A 21,071-nucleotide genomic window follows, 5' to 3' on the forward strand; every position below is an offset into this window, starting at 1 on the left:
ATCCGCATGCTTTGCGTGCTAAAAGCCTCGCGGATCAAACAAGGGTGGAAAGATAGTACACCAAAAAAGCGGATAAGCCCCACATGGCCCAATGCATTTCCTTTGCTCTGCCGGCAGCTGTCTTCAGCAACACATAAGAAAGTACCGACAAACTCAGACCGTTTGCAATATTGTTGGTAAATACGGTCATTGCCACGGCAATAAAGGCTGGAATGGCCTCTGTACGGTCTGCATAGTTGATATCCTTCATGGCGGCCAACATCTGTAAACCGATGTACGTCAAAACAGGGCCTGTTGCCACCGGGGGAATCATTAAGGCGACCGGCGTTAAAAGCAGCATAAGTATAAAAAAAATACTTGTAACGATGGTCGTAAGACCGGTTCTGCCTCCATCTTCAACACCGCTAGCGGACTCCAGATACGACGTCATGACCGGCATGCAGCAGAAGCTTCCGGCCACCGTGGAAAGCGAGTCCACTTTAAAGCATCGATCAATGCCCGGCATATTGCCCTTTTCGTCCTGCCATCCGGCCCGATTGGCTATTCCTAATATGATGCCCATGGTGCCAAAAAAATCAGGCACAAAAAAGGTAAACAGATAAGGAAAATATTCCGGTCGCAATGCCCCCCAAATGTCAATCCGAAACAATAATTTTCCGGGACCTTCCGGTAATTGAAGCATCGTTTCCGGTACAGCGGTTTCCCCCAACGGAATGGCCAATAGCGTGACGATCAAAACCGAAATAATCATACTGCCTCGAAATCGTCTGGCTTCCAATATGAGCATCACCACAAACCCTACCACGTAGAGCAGACATTTCGCAGAATTCAAATCGCCAAAACGTAGCGATCCGCCTCCCGCAACGATGATGTCTCCTGCTTCCAAGCCAATCAGGGCAATGAACAAACCCACACCGGCACTGATGGAGAACTTCACATTTGCCGGAATGGCATTCAAAACAAGTTCCCGCAATCCTACAAAGGAAATAATGGAAAAAATCAGTCCGCTTAAGAAGACCAGGCCAAAGGCGACTTCTATCGGAATCCCCGCTAAATGGGTGATCGATGCGACCACTGCGACCGAGCTCATACCCGGTGCCATGGCGATAGGTCGATTCGTATAAAGCGCCATGGCGATACTGCATATGGCGATCATCACGATCAGTGTGGTAAGGACGGCACCTTTTGGCAGTCCTGCATTGCTCAATAGATTTGGAATCGTCGCCAATACATAGGACATTGTGGCAAACGTCGTTGCGCCGGCTAAAATTTCGGTATGCAACGAAGTGCCGTTTTTTTGGAGTGAAAAAAAACGTTCGCACAGTTTTTCGATACGTTCCAAGTTTCCCTCCTTTCCACCCTCTTTTTCTATGTACGAACGATTTCCGATCCACCAATTTTAGTATACGGCTCTCGAAAAAAGAGTACATGTAACGAAAGTAACGTGTGAATTATGTAATTAAATTAAGCACAAAATCCTTCCAATTTGCGTCGTAATGCCGGATTTTTTTCAAGGTGATACGCATTGAGCGGTCGTCCGACATTGCCATAGATATACGACTTTCTCAGTATTTTCTCCTCCGAAAGAAAGTCCAGATATTTTTTAACCGTGACGCGCGATAGGTGCAAGGAGTCAGAGAGATCCTTTACATAAAAAGGTCCTTCCTCTTGCAGGAGGGCACAACAGATGCCGCGCAATGTCGTGCGATCAATCCCTTTAGGCATAGTCTCTTCCATGGCAGAGGCTGTATTCTCCTGCCCTGCCGCCAGAAAGTCCACCTCTTGTTGATTCAGATTATCTTTCTGCAATAAACGGGTCCGAAGACGAAATTTTTCCAAGGCTTCCGCCAAGCGCTCAAAGGTAAAGGGTTTAATAATATAATCGACACACCCCAAGCGAAATGCTTCACGAATTTGCATACTGTCTTTTGCCGCCGAAACAATGATGGCTTCAACAGGCTTCTTTTCCTGCCGTAATTTTCGTAGAATATCTAAGCCGGATGTGCCGGGCAAATACAGATCAAGTAGTAATAAGGCAACCGGTTCCGCTTGGATAATCGAAAACGCTTCTTGCTCTGTGGCTGCAATCTTCACTCTTTCCATCCCGGACTGCGTCAAGAAATCCGCCGTCATCTTTGCTACCTGCGGGTCATCTTCAATGACTAATGCTGTGCTCATACCTCCTCCTTCCACGAAACATGAGCAACAAACTCTGTTCCGGACTGTGGATCACTCGTAACCGAAACATAACCATGATGTCTGTTGCAAGCTTTTTGTACCAAATACAGACCGATACCATTACCATTGGGTTTAAAGGTGACGCCATATTCAAAAATATGCTCCAAGCGCTCCTCCGGTATCGATTTACCGGAGTTCCATACAGAAATCATGATTTCACGATGTTGCTGTACCAGTTCTAACGTGACCATGCGCATTGCACACCCTTGCGTCGCATCAAAGGCATTCTCCAGCAAATTCCCGCTGATCACTACAAGGTCCTGTACCAATTCAGAATTATCCAACGCCTCGCAGTGGGAGCTTCCGGTGAGAACAAGATCTACCTTTTGCTCGGCAGCGCGTGCAAATTTACTGAGTAAAAATGCCGAAAGAATGGGATCCCGGATTTTGCCATGGATCATTTCTTTCTCTCGCTCATTTAAATGAATCAGGTCGTTGATGTAGTTTTCTAGAGCATCATAATTTCGTTCATGCACCAATCCCGCTATCACTTGCAGTTTATTGTTAAATTCATGCATCTGTGCACGCAGCGCTTCCACATAGCTGCGTACTCCCGTAATATCTTCGGCAAAACGCACGATTTCCTGTTTGGGACGAAACGTCATCAGCAGACTTTTCCGCGATGAATTTTCAACAGCGATAGGAATAAAGCTGACAAAAAAGCTATCGTTTCCCATGCGACACTCATAATCAAACAACGGCTTTTCCCTCATAAAAATTTCTTCCAGGCTAAAATCTTTGATTACTTCCGAAAAATTTTGTGCTTTTCTTCCCAATTGTTGTACAAAAAGCCTCTCTGCCGTTCGATTGCAATGCAAAACCTTACCGTCTTCATCCACCGTGATAATCCCATCACGCACGGCATCAATCATCTCATTGCGTTCCACCAGCATTTGCGCAATTTCTTCCGGTTCCAAATTGAACATGCTGCCTTTAATATGATCGGTTAAATTCCATACCACCACTAGAGCGATTAGCATAACCAACATGGTCATGGCATTTAAATCGCGCTGTGTTTTTGCCACACTTTCCTGTAACTCTTGCGGTCCCTTCCCTTCAGCTGATACTGCAATCACTTGCCCCAGAAGGCTTCCGTCTCTATCTCGAATGGCATGAAACGCATACAATGGCGCGGTGGGATCCTGATTCTTTGGGAAAAGCACTTCATCTTTTCCCGGCGCATGGTGCTTTGCCGTCTCTACTACCTCCGCCGTAATACCCTTGTCAAACGTTTGATATAAAATAGTCCGATTCTCATCGGTGATGACAACGCCGGAGCAGTACGAAGAATTCTCTAAGCGCCTTGCTTGCTCTTGTAGCTTGGCCTGCTTCTCTTGCCTGTCTTCGCCGGACATGAGTGCTATAAGCTCACTTGATTCCGCAAACTGTCGGGTAAAATCCTTCAGCACGGATGCGCTCACCCGCTCCACGCTCCGCTGTAAGCTCATGGAAACCGGAAACTGGTTCAGCAGCAATAATACCGCCACCACGGAAGCCACCAGCAGCATAATTTTTGTTCGCAGTTTCAATCGTTCTCTCCTTATTTCCAATCCAATCGCAATGATCATGTCTATCTTAAAGGAAATCGGAAATAATGTCTCGTCCACCCGATGGCCTAATCAATAAAAGAAGGCGGCCCTCAGACCGCCTTCTTTATTTCACGTAGTGCTGCCCGACGCTGTCGACGCTTTCCCCTTTACTTCTCTTCCTTCTTCTCCTTCTCGCGTACCGCACGGGTCAACAGGTACTCGATTTGACCATTGATGGAGCGCAAATCGCGATCGGCCCAACGGGCCAGTGCATTCCATAGAGACATCGGAATGCGAAGAAGCACCTGTTTCTTCTCCTGTTCCGCTGCTCTTAGCGCCTCTTCTCGTTCTTGAATCGCCTGCTCTCGTTTCTCCAATTCGGCCAGGCGATCCTCCAGACGCGCTTCACGCGCCGCGATATCCGCCCCATTAAGCGGCGTTGACGCACGCGATACGCCGGAATCTTTCGTTTTCCCTTCTTGCACGCGCATCAGTAGATCGATCCACTATTCACAACCGGCGCAACTTCCTTCGACGCACAGAGCACTACCAGAAGGTTCGATACCATTTGTGCTTTGCGTTCCTCATCCAACGCCACCAGGTGCTTTTCGTCCAACTGCGCTAAGGCCATTTCTACCATGCCCACAGCGCCATCAACAATTTTACTGCGCGCAGAGACCACGGCAGCGGCTTGCTGGCGCTGCAACATGGCTGCCGCGATTTCTTCGGCATAGGCCAGGTGGGAAATACGCACATCTTCAATGGCAATGCCGGCAACATCCATTTTTTCCTGCAAGGCGCGCTGCATCTCACCGGCAATGACCTGGGACGAACCCATGAGGGTTTTCTCCGTATCCTCCACATCATCAAATTCCAGATTGTCATAGGGATAGAGGCGAGCGATATTGCGCACGACGGAGTCACACTGCGTGGAAAGGAAGTCGTAATAGTTGTCCACATTAAAAACGGTTTTTGTCGGATCGACAATACGCCAGAACACCACCGTTTCCAGGAGAATCGGGTTGCCCAATAAATCGTTGACCTTTTGGCGTTCGTTGTTCAGGGTTTTCACCTTCAACGACAGTCGGCCGGACGATAAGGAAATATCCATATTCGCATCTTCTGCATCCTTCTTGTTGCCTTTCAGATGCACGGTCTTGCGCGTCGGATCCGTGACCGAGGAAGCAAAGGGATTGACCAGATACAGACCCGGCTCGGTAATCGTTCCATAGTAATCGCCAAAAAGCGTAAAGACAGCGGCTTCATTCGGTTTTATGCTCTTAATGCCCGCCATCAGTAAAATGGCTACGATGAGAAGAATGGGGCCCGCTATGACAAACGGTAAGCCTGTCGGATGCCCTTGATCCATTTCAATGCAGCCGAAAATAAAGAGAATAATTGACGCCACAAATACGATGACACTGAACACGACCATAAACCCGTTGATTTTGTTGTGTAGGATACGCGGTTCAATGTGATGTTCCTGGAGCGGGGTTGTCGGTTTCTTTTCTTTGTCGGATTGTGTCATGCTGCCCTTCCTTTCTTGATGCCCATTTTGAAGTTTTGTTTTGGTGATATCATTATAATATCATATTGCTACTTATGGAAGAGGACTTTGTGAATTTTAAGTAATATATGTGTTACGAATTCGCGTTTTTCGTAACGTAAAAAAAACCACCCCTCGACGAGCATCGAGGGGTGGTTTGCTTTTTATTCTTTGCTTACGCAATCGTGGTAAGAGAGGGATTAATACCAGCCACGCAGTTTCATCGCTTTATCGATGGACTGAATTGCGTACATGTAGACAGCTTCACGCGGAGTGACGTTGTATTCGTCGCAGATGCCGAAGACACCTTCGATAGCTTTCATCATATCCGCTTCCTGCTTCTGCTCTACATCTTCCTCTGTCCAGTAGTAGCCGTACTGGTTCTGTACCCACTCATAGTAGGAAACCAGAACGCCGCCGCTGTTGGTCAGGATATCCGGCGTCAGCGCGATATTCTTCTCTGCCAAAACTTTGTCGCCTTCCGGAGTGGTCGGGCCGTTAGCGGCTTCGCAAACCAGTTTGACGTTCAATTTCTTGGCCAAATCGCCCGTAATGACGTTCTCCAAAGCTGCCGGAATCAGGATGTCATAGGAGCCCGTCCAGAATTCCTCTTCCGAGATCTGTTTTGCATCCGGGAAGCCGATCAGCGTGCCATGCTCTTGTTTATAAGCCCACATCTTGTCGTAGTCGAGGCCGTTCTCGTTGTAGAGAGCATAGTTGCCTTCTTTACGATCCCATTCAGCCAAAGCGCAAACTTTTCCGCCCTGACGGTTGATGCTCTTTACCGTGAAGTTACCGACATTGCCGAAGCCCTGTACAGCAATCTTAGCCGTTTTGATGTCCAAGCCGAAGCGCTTAGCTGCTTCACGAACCACGATGGAAACACCAAAGCCCGTAGCCGCGTTACGTCCCAAAGAACCGGCAAATTCAACCGGCTTACCGGTGAAGGTGCCGAGATCCATCTTTTCGCCGTTCAGTTTGATGTATTCATCCATGAACCAGCTCATGATCTGGCCGTTCGTATTGACATCCGGTGCCGGAATATCAATGCGCTCGCCGAGGTATTTGTACAGACCACGAACATAGCCGCGGCAGAGTTGTTCCAGCTCTTTCTTGGAGAGCTCAGCCGGATCTACGCAGATGCCGCCCTTGCCGCCGCCGTACGGAAGGCCCAGAGCGCCGCCCTTGAAGGTCATCCACAGAGACAAAGCTTTCACTTCGTCAGCGTTGACGTTCGGATGGAAACGTACGCCGCCCTTGCAGGGGCCGACTGCCGAGTTGTGCGCTGCGCGCCAACCCTTGAAAACTTTCAGAGAACCATCATCCATTTTAACGGGGATGTTGATCTCGATCGTACGCTGGGGCTCTTTCAACAGCTCATACACTGCCGGATCAGCGCCCAACTTGTCACATGCGGCTTTTACTTTTTCCTGTGCAGCTACCAGTGGGTTTAAAGTATCTGTCATTTTTTCCCTCCCAAAGATTCAACATTCAGTTTTGAACGTTGACCTGTCGACCGAACACATCCCTTACGTTCGGCGACTTTTTGAAACGCGGCAACGTCACCGGCTGCCATGAATACGATTTTCTCCCCATGAGCCGATTCCCGCAAAACAGTGTACGAACAACTTCGCACATCGGTTCTGCCGCATCAGCAGTGGTGACCTCGCTATCCGTAGGAAGTTATTCTCAAACCGGAAGCGTTGGGAGAAGATGGCGCAACAATAAAAACGGCATCGGGAAAAGAAGAAATCTGATCCAAATCGACATTCCTGCTGCTGCTTCATCTACAAATGCTTATATTCGGAGAAGACAGGTCAAAAAAGACGTCCCTCTTCAGAATGAAGGAAAAACGCTTTCTTGTCAAGCCTGCCAAGAGGAAATGCTACCCTCATCCGAGACCTTACCCACATTCTATATCGAAAGCAAAGTCATTGAATTTGGTAATCTCTTTCCAGTCCGCCTGCATAATATGCTTCGTTTGTCAAAATATCGTCAAACTTAACCATGCCATGCGGCTATCGCTTTCAGCGTAAGCACGCCTCTCCTTCCGTCAAGCAACACCTTCTACATGATTTGAACATGTTCTATCCGTATCCTAGAATCATTAAAGCACAGTGTATGCGACGACTTCAGCGCACAGTGCTGTCTCTCGAACTATCCGAGTCGTCCGGACAGAAAGGAAAAACATGCTTACGATCAACATGATTACGCCAGGCAATAACGTTGCCGGGCAGGGTGTCGGTTCCGCTACTAATGAATTAATCCACCTTTTAGAAACCCATGCAAAGGGAGAATTAAGAATACAAGCCAATACCGCTAAGAATGCGGACATTTGCCATGTCCACACAGTGCATCCGCTCAGTTATGCACAAATGCTGGCCGCCAAAGTCCCTGTCGTCATGCATGTTCATTTTCTGCCGGATACTCTGGAGGGAAGCATTCAGCTCACGCCGCCCTTTGACAAGCTCTTTAGCAGTTATGTCATGAAAATGTACAAGAGCGCTGACGAACTGGTTGTCGTCAATCCCTATTTCATTGATGCCCTGGAGGCCTATCAATTACCGCGCGAACATATCACCTATCTGCCCAATGTGGTAGATGCCTCTGTGTTTCGTCCCGCGCGCGGCGAACATCCTCTGATTTATGATCGCTATGGAATCGATCCGGAAGCCTTCAATGTGATATCGGTGGGACAAGTCCAGACGCGCAAAGGCGTCATGGATTTTCTGGACGTGGCCAAGCGTTGTCCACAGCTCCAGTTCTATTGGGCCGGTGGCTTCTCATTCGGCGCATTTACCGATGGCTATAAGGATTTGAAAGAGCAAATGGCCAATCCGCCCGCGAATGTACATTTTTTGGATATCGTTCCCCGTGAGGAAATGAACGCTCTCTACAACGCGATGGACGTCCTCTTCATGCCTTCCTATGCGGAGCTGTTCCCGATGGCCGTCATTGAAGCCGTCAACAGCGGCTTGCCCATCGTTTTGCGCGATCTGGATCTTTACCGCGTCATCTACTTTACGGACTACCTACGTGCTTCGGACAACGCAGGCTTTGCCGACCTCTTGCTACATTTAAGACAAGACCCCGCCTTTTATGACAAAGCATTGACGTATTCCAAAAAAATTGCCGACGATTACTCTGCCGATTCCATCGCGCAGAAATGGATTGCGTATTATCACCATGTCTATGAAGCTCATGAAGGCAAGCGCAAACCGTTGCTGATGAAAAAAAGCAAATAATCCGACACAAGCGCAAGGGGACAACTTATTATGCCTGCCATATGTCTTGTTTTGAAAAATCTTTCGTATGGTAAGGGATTGCTTTCTGAAAATGATTTTGTGCACATAGCGTCCGAAATTGAGCCATGTGCAGATGTACCGGATAAAAAAGTTGCTCGAGTTTTCCCTCTTCCTGCAATGTAGCGGCAAAGGAATTTTTTTCGATAGTTCCTGTCGCCATCACGCGGCAGTCACGTTCTAACAAAGTGCTGACGAGTTGCTGTGCTTTTCCTTTTTGCAACTGAGCATCGCTGATAAAAACAATGCCACGCGCTTCACCAGTATAGGCCTTAGGGGTATGCGCAAAAATCGAACTATCTTTTTCCCTGTCGGCCTCATACGCTGCGCTGTGGAAAACTGCTTTATCAAACCAAAATGTTTCATGGCGGAGACGATAAAAATTTTCAACAAAGGTGGAATCGCCATAAAAAGGATACGCCTCCCCCAGTGCTTCCAGCAGTTTTAAGAGCTCGAGCCCTCGCCCGTAACGCGGCACCGGCAGAGCCAGCAGTCCCCTCTCGTCTAAAATTTCTTTCGCTCGTTTTTTTATAGCCTGACAGGCTTCTTCATAGCGTACGTTATTTTTTCCATAGGCACAATCCAACACCGCCCATTGTGCGACCTGGTTACGAATCGGATCGCAGGCATAAAGCTGCGCGTTTTCCGTATAGTCTCCCGAAAACAATATCGCTGCGTTGCCATCCGTGAAACGAAACCAAACGCCACCGGGGCAGTGGCCCGTGCGTCCCCAAAAAATAGAGAGCCCTTTGTAAGTCGCATTTCTGCCTTGGGAAAGGCTCTCCAGCGGAATACTCTCTCCCACCGGAAAAGAAAGCTGACGGAAACATTCTGCCGTGGCAATAACAGGACCCGTGAAACCGGATTCTCGTAGCCAGGGTAGTGCTCGACTGTGGTCGCTGTGCGAATGCGTCAGAAACACCGCGTCCAGACGACGGATCTGTGTGTATGACAAATGCGGATTGGGATCAGCCGGATTTTCCGCCATCAAACCACAATCCACCAAAAAATGTAGGGTTTTGCTCTCCACATAAAAGCAATTGCGACCGTGTTCCCCCACACCACCGGCTACCTTCAGCAACATCTTATGCGTCCTTTCTGTCGTCGGTAAAATGATTGAAAAGGAGCAATGCCGCACAGGTGATCAATACACAGAGAACGGCCATCGCCATACCGGAAGAGACACTGCCCTGTTCAAACTCCCGATTGATGTAGGTGGAAACCACGAGGGTGTTTGGCGGTGCAATCAGGCTAGCCGTCACCAATTCACGAAAGGCGATGATAAAAATCATCATCCCTCCGGCAATAATGCCACGAGAAATCAAAGGCAGCGTGATATGACGAAACACATAGTGTGGCGAGGCGCCAAAACTGCGTCCGGCCTCAAGCAAATGCGGATTGATTTGCGTAAAAGCGGAAGTCACATACTGCACGGTATAAGGCAAATACAACACCACATACGCCAGAATCATGATGCCCAATGTATTGTACAGGGGAAGTATTTTATAAATGGCGTTCCAAAACAGCATGATACCGATGATCAACACAATACTCGGCAGCATTTCCGGCAGCAGGCTGATTCCTTCCAGCAATTTTTTCCATACGCCTTTTGCCCGTTGCGCAAACAACACGACAATGGTTCCCAGAAGCGAACAGATACTCGCCGCGGAAACCGCTAAGATCAGGCTATTCCAAATAGCGGAGAGCGCCCTCGGACTCTGAAACAACTCCGCATAGTGATCCAACACAAAATTTCCTGCCGCCAGGCCAAAGCCACGCAATTTAATAAGAGACGTAGAAATAATTGAGAAATACGGCACGCCGATGGCAAACAGGATCACTAAGCCGATCCAAACGCCGGATAGAATTTTTCCCGGCCAAGACAGGGCTAGTTCTGTTGTGCGACTGCCCTTACCGCTCAACAAGCCATAACTGCTTTTCTCAGTCACGAAATTTTGCAACAGCCACATGACCATACAAATACCGATGAGAATGGCAGAGAGACTGGCAGAACGGCCGAAGTCAATGGGTGCCGTCGTCGAGTAGCGATGAATATCCGTCGTGAACACATAGAAGCCGATGCGACGTCCCAACGTATACGGCGTGCCATATTCCGACAATGTCTTTACGAATACCAGTAGTGCCCCGATGGCGTAGTTTCCCGTAAGCAGAGGCGCAAAAATTTTTCGTAGCCGCATACCGAAGTCGGCGCCAAAGACCGCACCGCTTTCTTCCAAACTGGCCGGAATATTGAGCATGGCATTTTTCATCATCGTCATGAGGAAGGGAAATACATGCAGACTCATGACCAACACCAATCCCCCGAAACAGAAAAAATGCTCCGACCAATCGCCCGTTGCCGGAAAAAGCTGCTGAAACAATCCCTTCTTTTGCATAAAGAGAATCCAGCCCATGGAGGCAATATAGGGCGGCGTCATAAAAGGGATCATGAAGACTATATCCAGCCATCGCTTCTGCCCCAGCTTCGTACGCGCCAGCAGGAAGGCCGTCGGAAGCGCAATGAGCGAAGCGCACAGAACCACGCTTACGCCAAGCAGCAACGAATTGACGATGGTTTGCACGTTTTTTGCATTGCTGATACTCGCCCATGCCTGATAAAAATCCAGGCGGCCATCTCGGATGACCGCCTGGGCAAAAACCGCCAGCAGAGGGCAGAGAATCAAGCCGCTCAGAAGCAGCAACAACATCGTTAGCGGCAGCTTCTTTTTTAGCGCTTGCGTTCTCATCGCACTCTCCCTTATTTACAAAGGCTGTTTAACTTCGCGGCAGTATCCGACGCCGTATCCATCATCTTTTTCCAATCCGTTTTGATCTGCGGAATCTCGGAGAGATTCGTGCGCTTGTCGTTTTTCACATCGCTGCGACCCGGAATCAGATACGCATCAGCAATCATCTTTTGCGCTTTATCGCTGAACAGGAAGTCAATAAAGGCCTGCGCATTAGCTTTGTTCGGCGCTGTCTTCAAAATCATTGCCGGACGCGGATTGACGACGGTGCCCGACTTCGGATAGTAAATCTGCAGGGGTTCGCCTTTCGCTATGGAGGAATAGGCATTGTAATCCACACCGGCAACAAGGATCCCCTTTTCGCCTGTCGTGATGGCTTCCAGCGCCGCTTTATTGGCACCCGGTACCATCAAACCGTTGTCTGCCCAGCTCTTCATGATGGCCTCGCCTTCCGGTATGCCCGTCACAAAGCCGGCTAAAAAGTCCTTGCAAGCGCCCGATTTTTCGGGATCCGGAATAGCAATGTTATCTTTATACTTGGCATCGGCCAGTTCTTTCCAGTCCGCATTGAGTTCCGGCACCAGTTTTGTGTTATAAATCACACCCACCGCTGAGGCGCTGTAGCCGAAGAGCGTATTCTCCGCATCCAAGAAACCTTCATTGATTTTATCCGCCTTCGCAGGCTTAAAAGTATCCAGCTTATTGTCATTTTTCATGCGTAAGCCATCCGACCAAGAGGCCAGAATAACCACATCCGCCACCGGATTTTTGTTTTCTGCTTCCAGACGCGCCAGGATCTCACCGGTCGTGCCCTGAAACTGCTCCACTTTCACGCCCGTCTCCTCCGTAAAGGCAGCTGCCAATTTATCGGCAAGTTTCGCTGGACTCGGCATGTACACCGTCACTTTGCCGGATAATTTCTCACCGTCTTTCGCGTTGCTCTCTTCTTTACTCTCCGTCACCTGCGACGTACTCTCCGCTGTGCTCTCTTTAGGCGCGTCCTGCGACTGCCCGCAAGCGGAAAGCCCCAAGCACAGACAAATAGCCAATAAAAGGCCTGCCATCTTCTTCATCGTGTTTCTCCTCTCTCGTTTGAAAATGCAATGATTTGTTCCGGATGAACGTATATCGTCAACGCATCACCGGACGCTTTTTTCCGGCGGCTGCGAATGGTCCATAAGGCTTCCCCATACGGGGCCATCAATTCATAGGCATCGCCCAGATACTGCGCCGTTTCGACTTTTAAGTCATAGCGTTGGGCGCCCGGACTTTCTGTTTCTACGGCGGATTCCGGCCGAAACAGCGCATCCGGCGTAATCCAGTTCGATTTGCCGACAAAGTGGGCGGTAAAGCGCGTGGCAGGGCGATGATATATCTCTTCGGGCGCTGCAACCTGTTCCACGTGGCCATCATGCATCACCGCAATTTGATCGCTCATGCTCATGGCTTCTGTCTGGTCATGCGTCACAAAGATCGATGTGATTTGTAGCGATGCCGTCAGTTCTTTGAGCTCGTGTCGCATTTCCTCACGCAGTAGGGCGTCCAACGCCGAAAGCGGTTCATCAAAAAGAATGCAACCCGGGTGAATAGCTATCGCTCGCGCAAATGCCACGCGTTGCTGCTGCCCACCAGAAAGCTGGTGCGGATAGCGCTTCTCCATGTCCTCCAAGTGTACGGTGGCTAATGCCTCGCGCACGCGCTCCGCTAAATGCACCGTCTCCTGTCGGGCACGCAGACCGAAAGCTACGTTTTCAAAGACGCTCATATGCGGCCACAGCGCAAAATCCTGAAACACAAAGGCAAGACCTCGTTTTTCCGGCGGCACATAAATGCCCTTCGCCTTCGAAAAGACGCAGACATCATCCAGAAAAATCTCCCCTTCGTCCGGCGTTTCAAGGCCTGCAATCATGCGGAGTAAGGTCGTCTTTCCACAGCCGGAAGGGCCGAGAAGCGTTGTGAAACTGCCATCGGTAATGGTTAAGTCCAAGGGAAAAATCACGGTTTTTCCTGCAAAGCGCTTGGATATCTTTTTCAGTTGAATTTCCATGGACAACCCCTCTCGTTTTGTCACTTATAAAAAAGAGTGTACCGGGGGAATGTTAAGGAGGGAGGCGTGTAATGAAAAATTTATGTAAAAATAAGAAGGCGCGTTTCAACGCTTAAGCATTGAAACGCGACCCTTTGTTGTTTTTTGGATCCGCACGCGGCGTTCCGGTCCAATGGCTCTGACCTCTTATACCATCTTTGCCGGATCGACCAGCGTATCGTACTCCTCTTCTTTCACCAGACCGCTCTTTAGCGCCGCTTCTTTCAAGGTAATACCTTCTTCGTGCGCAGTGTGCGCAATCTTCGAGGCTGCATCGTAGCCAATGTGCGGCGATAACGCCGTAACGAGCATTAAAGAGTTATTCAACAGGCGTTTCATGACGGTTTCATCGGCTTCCAATCCTTCCACCAGGAACTGGCGGAAGCAGATCATGCCGCTGGCCAAGAGGCGCGCCGAATCCAGTACGTTGTGAATGATTAAGGGCATGTAGGTGTTAAGCTGCATCTGGCCGGAAGCGGCAGCCATACCTACCGCCACATCGTTACCCATGACCTGTAACGCAATCATGGTGATGGATTCCACCTGTGTGGGGTTCACCTTCCCCGGCATAATGGAACTGCCCGGTTCATTGGCAGGAATGCGGTATTCGCCAATGCCGCAACGCGGGCCGCAGGAAAGGAAGCGAATATCATTGGCGATTTTGTTAAGATCTGCTGCCAAGGATTTGAAGCTGCCGTGGAGGCGATGCAGGGGCGATTTCATGGACAGACCGTAGAATTTATTGTCCAACGGCTTAAAGGACAGTCCTGTTTGTGCCGAAAGCGCTTCGCACATCATCGTGTCATAGTTTTTCGGCGCATTAAGGCCGGTGCCCACGGCTGTTCCGCCGATGGGAAGCGCCCCCAAGGCGTCGGAGGCCGCTTTAATGGCCTTGGCATCCTCTTCAAGGGCCACGCGCCAGGCAGAAATCTCCTGCGCTGCGGTTAGGGGCGTGGCATCCTGCAGGTGTGTGCGTCCGGTTTTAATGATGGAACGCATGTGCTCTTCTTTATCACGAAACGCCTGCACCAATTCGTGCAGGGCGGGTAAGAGGCGCGTTTCCGTGAGTTCGCGCGCCGCAATGTGCATGGCGCTCGGAAACACATCGTTCGAGCTTTGCGAACGATTCACATGATCGTTCGGATGTAACAGTTTTTTGCCGGCTAATGCGTTGCCGCGATGCGCAATGACCTCATTCACATTCATATTACTCTGCGTACCGCTGCCGGTTTGCCAGATGGAGAGCGGAAAATGCGTGTCCAGTTTGCCCTCTAAAATCTCTTCGCACACTTCGTCAATTTTCTGTGCTCGCTCTTCGTCCAACACCCCCAGTTTCACATTGACACCAGCGGCTGCCTTTTTAATGCGCGCCAGGGCGTGAATCACTTCAAGCGGCATGGTACCGCCATCGGTGGGAAAATGGTGTCGGCTGCGCTCCGTTTGCGCGCCCCAATACGCCGTCTCCGGAACAGGCACTTCGCCGAGCGCATCCTTCTCCATGCGCATCTTTTCTGTCGGAACAAACACTTCCTGCATGCTTTCCCCTTCTTTCTCCGCTAAAACACGGCGCGACACATCGCCAGCTTGCAACAAATCTTCGACCAGGCGTTGGGCGCGTTCCTCTCCCAAACGGGGAATGATACGCTTCACGATCTGTAAAACTTGCGCGTGTTCCTTGCGATAGAGTTCTTCGCCCTTGGAGGTCAACACCAACTCCTGCACACGCTGATCGCTGCGGTTACGACGCCTTTCGATCATGCCCCGTTTTTCCATCTTGGAAATCAGCGCATTGATCTGGGACTTAAACAGCTGCATACGCTTAGATAATTCTGTGGCCGTCACAAAGGGTTGGCCCTTTTGTTCCGAGCAATGCATATAATGGCACACGGCAATTTCATTCAGGGTCAAGCTATCCATCAGGCGATTTTCACGCACCACCATATTGATCTCCAGCCACGCATGAATCATGGCTTCTTCCAGGCTTGCCATGCCTTAACCCTGTTTATCTTCCGACATCATATCTGTCGGATCCGCAAAAAAGGCAATCGCAAGACACCCCGGACCGGCATGTGTCCCGATGGTCGAGCCGATTTGAATCCGATCCGCCGGTGAAGCCGGCAACGTCGTATTTTGTTTCATAAATTCATAAACGTAGGCATCGCTGGTACCGGTATAACCGTACATAAGGTGATCCTTTTCCAAACCCGGCATTTCCTCCACCAGAGTGGCCAGCTCTTTCCATGCTTTTTGTTTTCCACGCGCTTTTTTGCACAGATCCAAGCCGTCATGGCAGACATGGATAATGGGTTTCACCGAAAACAAATTGGCCAAAAAGTTCATCGCCGGGGAAATACGTCCCCCGCGTTTCAGGTATTCCAATTGGTCCAAATACCCAAACAGATAGAGATGCCGTACTCGTTCACGAATCGCATCCGCTGCTTCTTCCAGCGATGCCGCTGTTTCGACAATCTTTACGGCCTCGCGGATGATCATGCGTTCGCCGATGGAAACCGTACCGGAATTGATCACAGCAATTTTACCGGCGTAGTCCTCCGCAATCATGGCTGCGGTTTGGAAGGTTCCGGAAAGTGCACTGGCCATGGTAATCATAATGGCGCTGTCGCCCGCATCCACAACAGACTGAAAAAGATCCATCAGCAGTTTCGGCGAAGGCTGGCTGGTCACCGGGTAGCCTCCTTCATCCACCAATTCATGGTAGAACTCTTCTTTGGTCAGATTGACCCCGTCCCAATAGGCTTTTTCTCCAAACGAGATGCCCATGGGCGCAAATAAAAATCCTGCTTGTTCGGCTTCTTCTTTTGTATAGTCACTGGCGGAATCAACAATAATTCGGATTGCCATATCGGTTCCTTTCCTCAAGAGATGAACGTGTTCTGGTATCGTCTCCAACGCAAATGGTTCACAAAATAAACTATAGTAAGGCAGATTCTTCCTGTCAAGATGAACCGTGCGCGCTTTGTCGCGTCTCTTGCGGGTTATAACATGATTTTGAGCAAAAAACACAGCTGCGATAGAGGGTTAAGCCCTCTTTTTTGCCGTCTGGGCCGTCGCATAGCGTGCCGCGGATAACCCGGCCAACTGGCCGCGTCCGCAGGCTATGTTGATTTGATAGGGCAGTCCCACCAGATCTCCGGCGGCAAAGATCCCGGGAAGATTCGTAGCCATGCCGGCATCCACGGCCACATGACGACCTTCTAAGGCAATACCCGGCACCAGCGTGTCTGCCGCACGAGCATCGCGCAACAGAAAAATGCCATCGGCCGAAATCACCTCATCTTCAAGACGCAGGCCTTCGGCATGGTCGCAACCGATAATCTCTAATGGCTTTTGTTGCACTTCACGCACCTTTTCCGAAAGCGGCAGACTGCGTCCCGTGCAATTGACAAAAACCGTGGACGAAGCCGTTTCCGCAATGAAATTGGCTTCTTCGGCCGATTCCTCGTTATAACCGACGACAATGACCGGGCGATTTTTATACAAAGCGGCATCACAGGTCGCACAATAGCCGACGCCCTTGCCGAGATACTGTTCCTCTCCCGGTAACGGCTTGCCAAAGCTTACACCCGTGGCCAAAACCACGCTATGCGCTTTCACGATGGCATTGCCCGCTAAAAGAAGCCCGATGGCATCTCCCATGTTATAAATGATCTGTACATTTTCCCGACGACGCTCGATATTGGAAAATTGCTCCACATGCGCTGCGAATTTATCTAACAAAGAAGCGCCCGACTCACCCGGCAAGCCCAAATAATTTTCGACAGAGTCCGTCCGCAACAGACGTTCACTGCGTGAAGCGCCGAAAAGGACGACTGCTTTTCGACGCACGGCCGCATTAAGCGCCGCCGCCAAACCGGCTGGACCGGCACCGACAACGGCTACATCATAAATACCTGTTGTTTCAGTTTTCATAATAGGCGAGCTTATCTAAGATGGTCTGTTTCGGTGTCAAGCCGATCAATTGCTCCTTTTTTTCGCCGTCTTTAAAGAAAAGCATCGTCGGTACGCTGGACACCATGTACTGCATAGCCAATGGCGACTCTTCATCCACGTCTACCGAATAAACCGTGTGCCCCTCCGCGCTGATTTCTTCCAGCACCGGTGCCAGCATCTGGCACGGACCGCACCAGGTCGCCGAAAAATCGACCAGGCATGCCCCTTTTCCCTCCAATACGAGAGTCTTAAATTCTTGCGTATCAATCTTCTTCATATCGTTCCTCCTCTGTGGTTCGACTCCGATTCTGCTCCTCTCGCAGTCGTTTCTGATGATCGAGTATTTCTTTTCGTATATGATGACGCTGCTTCAGCTTGTCCACATATTCCTCATCCACATGATTCTTACGAACCGTGTACCCTAGGAATACCCTTAAAACGATCAGAACCGACAACAAAAGCACATCGCTAAGATGAATGGCAAGCATCGTCTTCAATACTTCCGCCGCCATTAACAGCTCCAGCGCAATCGCTATACCATGCATTAACGTGGTATTGTGGTAGAACAAGTGCATATTAAACCGATCCACGACCGCAAATTCATAGAGGCTGTACAGTACGGACGTGATGATCACAAGATAGCCAACGAGATCCACCACAAAGATCGAGTACGAAAGTAAGCTATGAAACCATGCCATAACGGCTCCTTTCCAGGGGTTCTAAAGGGCTGCGCCGCCACGTAAGGGCGACGGCTTACCTGCCTTTCCATGCTGCCGGTTAAAGCAGCATCTGATGCAATGCCTCCACACTGGCCACCGGATCCGCGTCCGTCGTCCGCAACAGCTCTTCTCGCGTACGGAAGCCGTAGCTCACCATAATGGTCTCAAGCCCCGCCGCTTTTCCCAGTTTCCAGTCCACTTCACTATCTCCGACGTAGTACATGTCCTCTTTTTTAACGCCGGCCTCTTCCATCATACAAAACACACCGGTCGGATCCGGCTTGCGCGGTGTATCCTCACGAAAGCCACGCACCACATCCAGCGTATCGCCAAAAAAGTGCTTAACCACCTCTTTCGCAATGGCATCCGGCTTATTGGAATATACCCAGAGCGTTTTGCCGGCAGCCTTTAAGGCCTGCAATAAATCTGCAATGCCTTCATAGGGATGCGTGCCCTCAATCGGATGGGAGAGATAATCGCCGTTATAGGCATCCAAAAATTCTGTACGCTTTTCCGCCGACCACGCGGCGCCGCCCGTTTCATCCAGCGTATGCTCGACTAGGTAACGTGAGCTGTTTCCTACCAATTCGCGCACGCGCTCTAGGGATATCGCCGAAAGCCCATAGCGCTCCAGCGTACGATTCAGCGCTGCTGTAATGGACGGCAAGGTATACAATAAGGTTCCGTCTAAATCAAAAAGGATGACTGTTTTCACCTTTTCTCCTTTCTCTTGCATCGATGAGCCAATTTTATAGCCTGTCTCATTTCGTTATCTTCATCGATTGTCTTATTTTATAATAAAGGGCCAAGCGCCGAGAAGCCCCACATCGGCAAAAGGTATCCTATGCAAAAATGTGATAAAATGTATCACTAATGAGAATAAAAACGTTTCCTATGCACCTGCAGAAAGAAGGATTGGAATGAAACGATCAGATGAAAATCTGGCCATGCTCTTCGATTATTACGAGATGACCATGGCAAACGGCTATTTTGAACGAGGCATACACGATACCATCGGTTATTTCGACCTCTACTATCGCAAAAACCCCGATGATGCCGGCTTTGCGATCTTCTCGGGCTTGGAATCCATCATTGATTATCTGAAAGACTTCCACTTTTCGGATGACGATATTGCCTTTTTCCGAAGCAAGAAGATTTATAGCGATGCCTTCCTGGCCTATCTGAAGGATCTGCACTTTACCTGCGATGTCTGGTGCGTACCCGATGGCAGCGTGGTCTTCCCCGGCGAGCCGCTGATTACGGTGCGCGGACCGATGGCCCAGACCAGCTTGATCGAAACGATGCTCCTGTTACTGGTGAATCATCAGTCTCTGATTGCCACTAAAGCCAGCCGTATCGTGCGAGCGGCACAGGGTCGTCCGGTCATGGAATTCGGTTCTCGCCGCGCGCAGGGTCCGGATGCCGCAACATTGGGCGCACGCGCAGCCTACATTGGCGGTTGTGTCGGCACGGCCGATACCCTATCCGATCAGCGCTTTGGTGTGCCCGCGCTGGGCACCATGGCGCACTCGTGGGTGCAACTCTTCCCGACGGAATACGAAGCATTCAAAACCTATGCGGAAATTTATCCTACGAACGCTACGCTCTTAGTGGATACCTACGATACGCTTTCTAGCGGCGTGCCCAACGCCATTCGCGTTTTCGACGACGTGTTAAAGCCCAAGGGCATTGCCGGCGGCATTCGCCTTGACTCCGGCGATATTGCCTATCTGAGTAAAAAAGCTCGCGTCATGCTGGATGAAGCCGGCCATAAAGATGCCAAAATCGTTGCTTCCAATTCTCTGGATGAATATCGTATTGAAGACATTCTGGCGCAAGGCGCTAAGATTGATAGCTTCGGCGTAGGCGAAAACCTCATTACCTCCAAGTCCTCGCCCGTTTTCGGCGGTGTCTATAAGCTTGTCGGCCTAGAGAATGACGGCGTCTTTGAACCGCGCATTAAGATCTCCGAAAATGTCGAAAAAATCACTACGCCGGGCTTTAAAACCTTCTATCGTCTCTATGAAAAAGACACGGGCAAGGCCATTGCCGATGTGATTACCATGAAGAACGAAAAAGTCGACGACAGCAAGCCCTATGAGATCTTCCATCCCGTATACACTTGGAAGCGCATGCGCCTGGAAGACTACACCGCGCGTGAAATGAAAGTACGTATCTTTGACGGCGGCAAATGCGTCTATGATCTGCCGTCCCTGAATGCCCGTCGTGACTACTGCGCCAAAGAATTAGATACGCTCTGGGATGAATACAAGCGCTTCGATAATCCACACGAATATAAAGTGGATTTGTCCTTAGCCGTTTGGGATATGAAACACGATCTCTTGGCACGCACGCAGCAGCGCATTCGTCCGTAATGGTAAAGAAAAAAGAGGCGGCTTAAAGGAGTTTTCAGTAAGGGATTAAAAGAAAACCGGCTGAAAGCCTTTAAGCGGGGATAACAGAAATAACGACCATACAAGAGCAAGAGTGCTCCTGTATGGTCGTTTTCTTATGCTCGAGTACTGAAAGGGTATGTGAGCTTATTTAAGACTGCTTCAGAAGACTTATCCATTTACTCACCATCTTTCTTTGTCCAATGAGTTGCGGAATCTTCTGCAACCATAAAAACAGACTGTTGAGCCATCGCATCGGCGTAATTAAAAACTTTGGCTTTTCAGTAGTGAATGGACCTCCAACCCCGAAGAACTTCTCAAAGAATGATTTCAGTTTGTCGATGACACCTTGTTTCTTAACGGCTCTGTTTCTGCCACCGAAACGAGATACAGGAGGCATAAGCTTATCAATATCTGTACCTGTGGTTTTAATTTCACCGTCACGGAATGCATTCTCAAGGAATTTTCTTGTTTCAGGTTCTTTCAGCTTTTCTTCTTTGATAATCTGAAGTTCGAAACTCAATCATCTATTTTTCATAGAGAACACTGGCCGTCCTCAT

General features: G+C 49.7%; 19 protein-coding genes and 1 pseudogene. 3 read left to right on the top strand and 17 right to left on the bottom strand.

Annotation, left to right across the window (positions count from 1 at the left end):
- Positions 1-34: 34 nt before the first annotated feature.
- From BN98_RS05970 to BN98_RS05995, 6 genes are all read right to left on the bottom strand, one after another.
- Positions 35-1,342: an NCS2 family permease gene (locus tag BN98_RS05970; protein ID WP_019190555.1), complete on the bottom strand. Its 1,308-nt coding sequence runs from the start codon at positions 1,340-1,342 to the stop codon at positions 35-37.
- Between the two features lie 122 nt (positions 1,343-1,464).
- The gene (locus BN98_RS05975; protein ID WP_019190556.1) at positions 1,465-2,178 is read right to left on the bottom strand and encodes a response regulator; all 714 of its coding nucleotides are present in this window, start codon (positions 2,176-2,178) and stop codon (positions 1,465-1,467) included.
- Complete coding sequence (locus tag BN98_RS05980; RefSeq protein WP_019190557.1) at positions 2,175-3,767, bottom strand: ATP-binding protein; 1,593 nt, start codon at positions 3,765-3,767, stop codon at positions 2,175-2,177. Before BN98_RS05980 ends, BN98_RS05975 begins: the two co-directional genes overlap by 4 nt.
- 167 nt (positions 3,768-3,934) lie before the next feature.
- A complete protein-coding gene (locus BN98_RS08005) occupies positions 3,935-4,258 on the bottom strand; it encodes a type II toxin-antitoxin system antitoxin (RefSeq protein ID WP_019190558.1) in 324 nt (107 codons plus the stop codon).
- Positions 4,258-5,295 carry an SPFH domain-containing protein gene (locus BN98_RS05990; RefSeq protein WP_019190559.1) on the bottom strand — a complete coding sequence of 346 codons (1,038 nt, stop codon included), beginning with the start codon at positions 5,293-5,295 and terminating at the stop codon, positions 4,258-4,260. Before BN98_RS05990 ends, BN98_RS08005 begins: the two co-directional genes overlap by 1 nt.
- 218 nt (positions 5,296-5,513) lie before the next feature.
- Positions 5,514-6,779 (bottom strand): Glu/Leu/Phe/Val family dehydrogenase, encoded by a 1,266-nt coding sequence (locus BN98_RS05995; RefSeq protein ID WP_019190560.1) that lies wholly within the window; start codon positions 6,777-6,779, stop codon positions 5,514-5,516.
- A gap of 80 nt (positions 6,780-6,859) precedes the next feature.
- Here BN98_RS05995 and BN98_RS08315 point away from each other — a divergent pair, with 80 nt between their 5' ends.
- Together BN98_RS08315 and BN98_RS06000 are read left to right on the top strand one after the other, a co-directional pair.
- Positions 6,860-7,318 (top strand): hypothetical protein, encoded by a 459-nt coding sequence (locus BN98_RS08315; protein ID WP_154654970.1) that lies wholly within the window; start codon positions 6,860-6,862, stop codon positions 7,316-7,318.
- A gap of 184 nt (positions 7,319-7,502) precedes the next feature.
- Positions 7,503-8,558, top strand: coding sequence for a glycosyltransferase family 4 protein (locus tag BN98_RS06000; protein ID WP_019190561.1), 1,056 nt, complete (start codon positions 7,503-7,505; stop codon positions 8,556-8,558).
- A 28-nt stretch (positions 8,559-8,586) separates the two neighbouring features.
- Here the strand turns inward: BN98_RS06000 and BN98_RS06005 are convergent, their stop codons facing one another.
- The 10 genes from BN98_RS06005 to BN98_RS06050 all read right to left on the bottom strand — a co-directional run bounded on the left by BN98_RS06005 (position 8,587) and on the right by BN98_RS06050 (position 18,833).
- The gene (locus BN98_RS06005) at positions 8,587-9,699 is read right to left on the bottom strand and encodes an MBL fold metallo-hydrolase (RefSeq protein ID WP_019190562.1); all 1,113 of its coding nucleotides are present in this window, start codon (positions 9,697-9,699) and stop codon (positions 8,587-8,589) included.
- 1 nt (position 9,700) lies between these two features.
- On the bottom strand, positions 9,701-11,362 hold the full coding sequence (locus BN98_RS06010; protein WP_019190563.1) for an ABC transporter permease: 1,662 nt from the start codon (positions 11,360-11,362) through the stop codon (positions 9,701-9,703).
- 11 nt (positions 11,363-11,373) lie between these two features.
- A complete protein-coding gene (locus BN98_RS06015; protein WP_019190564.1) occupies positions 11,374-12,435 on the bottom strand; it encodes an extracellular solute-binding protein in 1,062 nt (353 codons plus the stop codon).
- A complete protein-coding gene (locus tag BN98_RS06020) occupies positions 12,432-13,409 on the bottom strand; it encodes an ATP-binding cassette domain-containing protein (protein WP_019190565.1) in 978 nt (325 codons plus the stop codon). The genes BN98_RS06015 and BN98_RS06020 overlap by 4 nt, the downstream gene beginning before the upstream one ends.
- A 186-nt stretch (positions 13,410-13,595) precedes the next feature.
- Positions 13,596-15,437: a lyase family protein gene (locus BN98_RS06025; RefSeq protein ID WP_019190566.1), complete on the bottom strand. Its 1,842-nt coding sequence runs from the start codon at positions 15,435-15,437 to the stop codon at positions 13,596-13,598.
- A 3-nt stretch (positions 15,438-15,440) separates the two neighbouring features.
- Positions 15,441-16,310 (bottom strand): DegV family protein, encoded by an 870-nt coding sequence (locus BN98_RS06030; protein WP_019190567.1) that lies wholly within the window; start codon positions 16,308-16,310, stop codon positions 15,441-15,443.
- Positions 16,311-16,487: 177 nt separating this feature from the next.
- Complete coding sequence (locus tag BN98_RS06035; protein ID WP_019190568.1) at positions 16,488-17,378, bottom strand: NAD(P)/FAD-dependent oxidoreductase; 891 nt, start codon at positions 17,376-17,378, stop codon at positions 16,488-16,490.
- Positions 17,368-17,676 (bottom strand): thioredoxin, encoded by a 309-nt coding sequence (trxA, locus tag BN98_RS06040; RefSeq protein WP_019190569.1) that lies wholly within the window; start codon positions 17,674-17,676, stop codon positions 17,368-17,370. Before trxA ends, BN98_RS06035 begins: the two co-directional genes overlap by 11 nt.
- A complete protein-coding gene (locus BN98_RS06045; protein WP_019190570.1) occupies positions 17,663-18,097 on the bottom strand; it encodes a DUF1622 domain-containing protein in 435 nt (144 codons plus the stop codon). The genes trxA and BN98_RS06045 overlap by 14 nt, the downstream gene beginning before the upstream one ends.
- A 79-nt stretch (positions 18,098-18,176) precedes the next feature.
- Entirely contained in the window at positions 18,177-18,833 is a 657-nt protein-coding gene (locus BN98_RS06050) for an HAD family hydrolase (protein ID WP_019190571.1), read from the bottom strand.
- A gap of 205 nt (positions 18,834-19,038) precedes the next feature.
- Here BN98_RS06050 and BN98_RS06055 point away from each other — a divergent pair, with 205 nt between their 5' ends.
- Positions 19,039-20,493, top strand: coding sequence for a nicotinate phosphoribosyltransferase (locus BN98_RS06055; protein ID WP_019190572.1), 1,455 nt, complete (start codon positions 19,039-19,041; stop codon positions 20,491-20,493).
- Between the two features lie 197 nt (positions 20,494-20,690).
- Here the strand turns inward: BN98_RS06055 and BN98_RS06060 are convergent.
- Positions 20,691-21,019: pseudogene (locus BN98_RS06060) on the bottom strand (type I restriction endonuclease subunit R, EcoR124 family); the annotation flags it as partial.
- Between the last annotated feature and the right edge of the window lie 52 nt (positions 21,020-21,071).

It is taken from the genome of Levyella massiliensis, from assembly GCF_000308275.2.
Taxonomy (GTDB): Bacteria; Bacillota; Clostridia; order Tissierellales; family Peptoniphilaceae; genus Murdochiella; species Murdochiella massiliensis_A.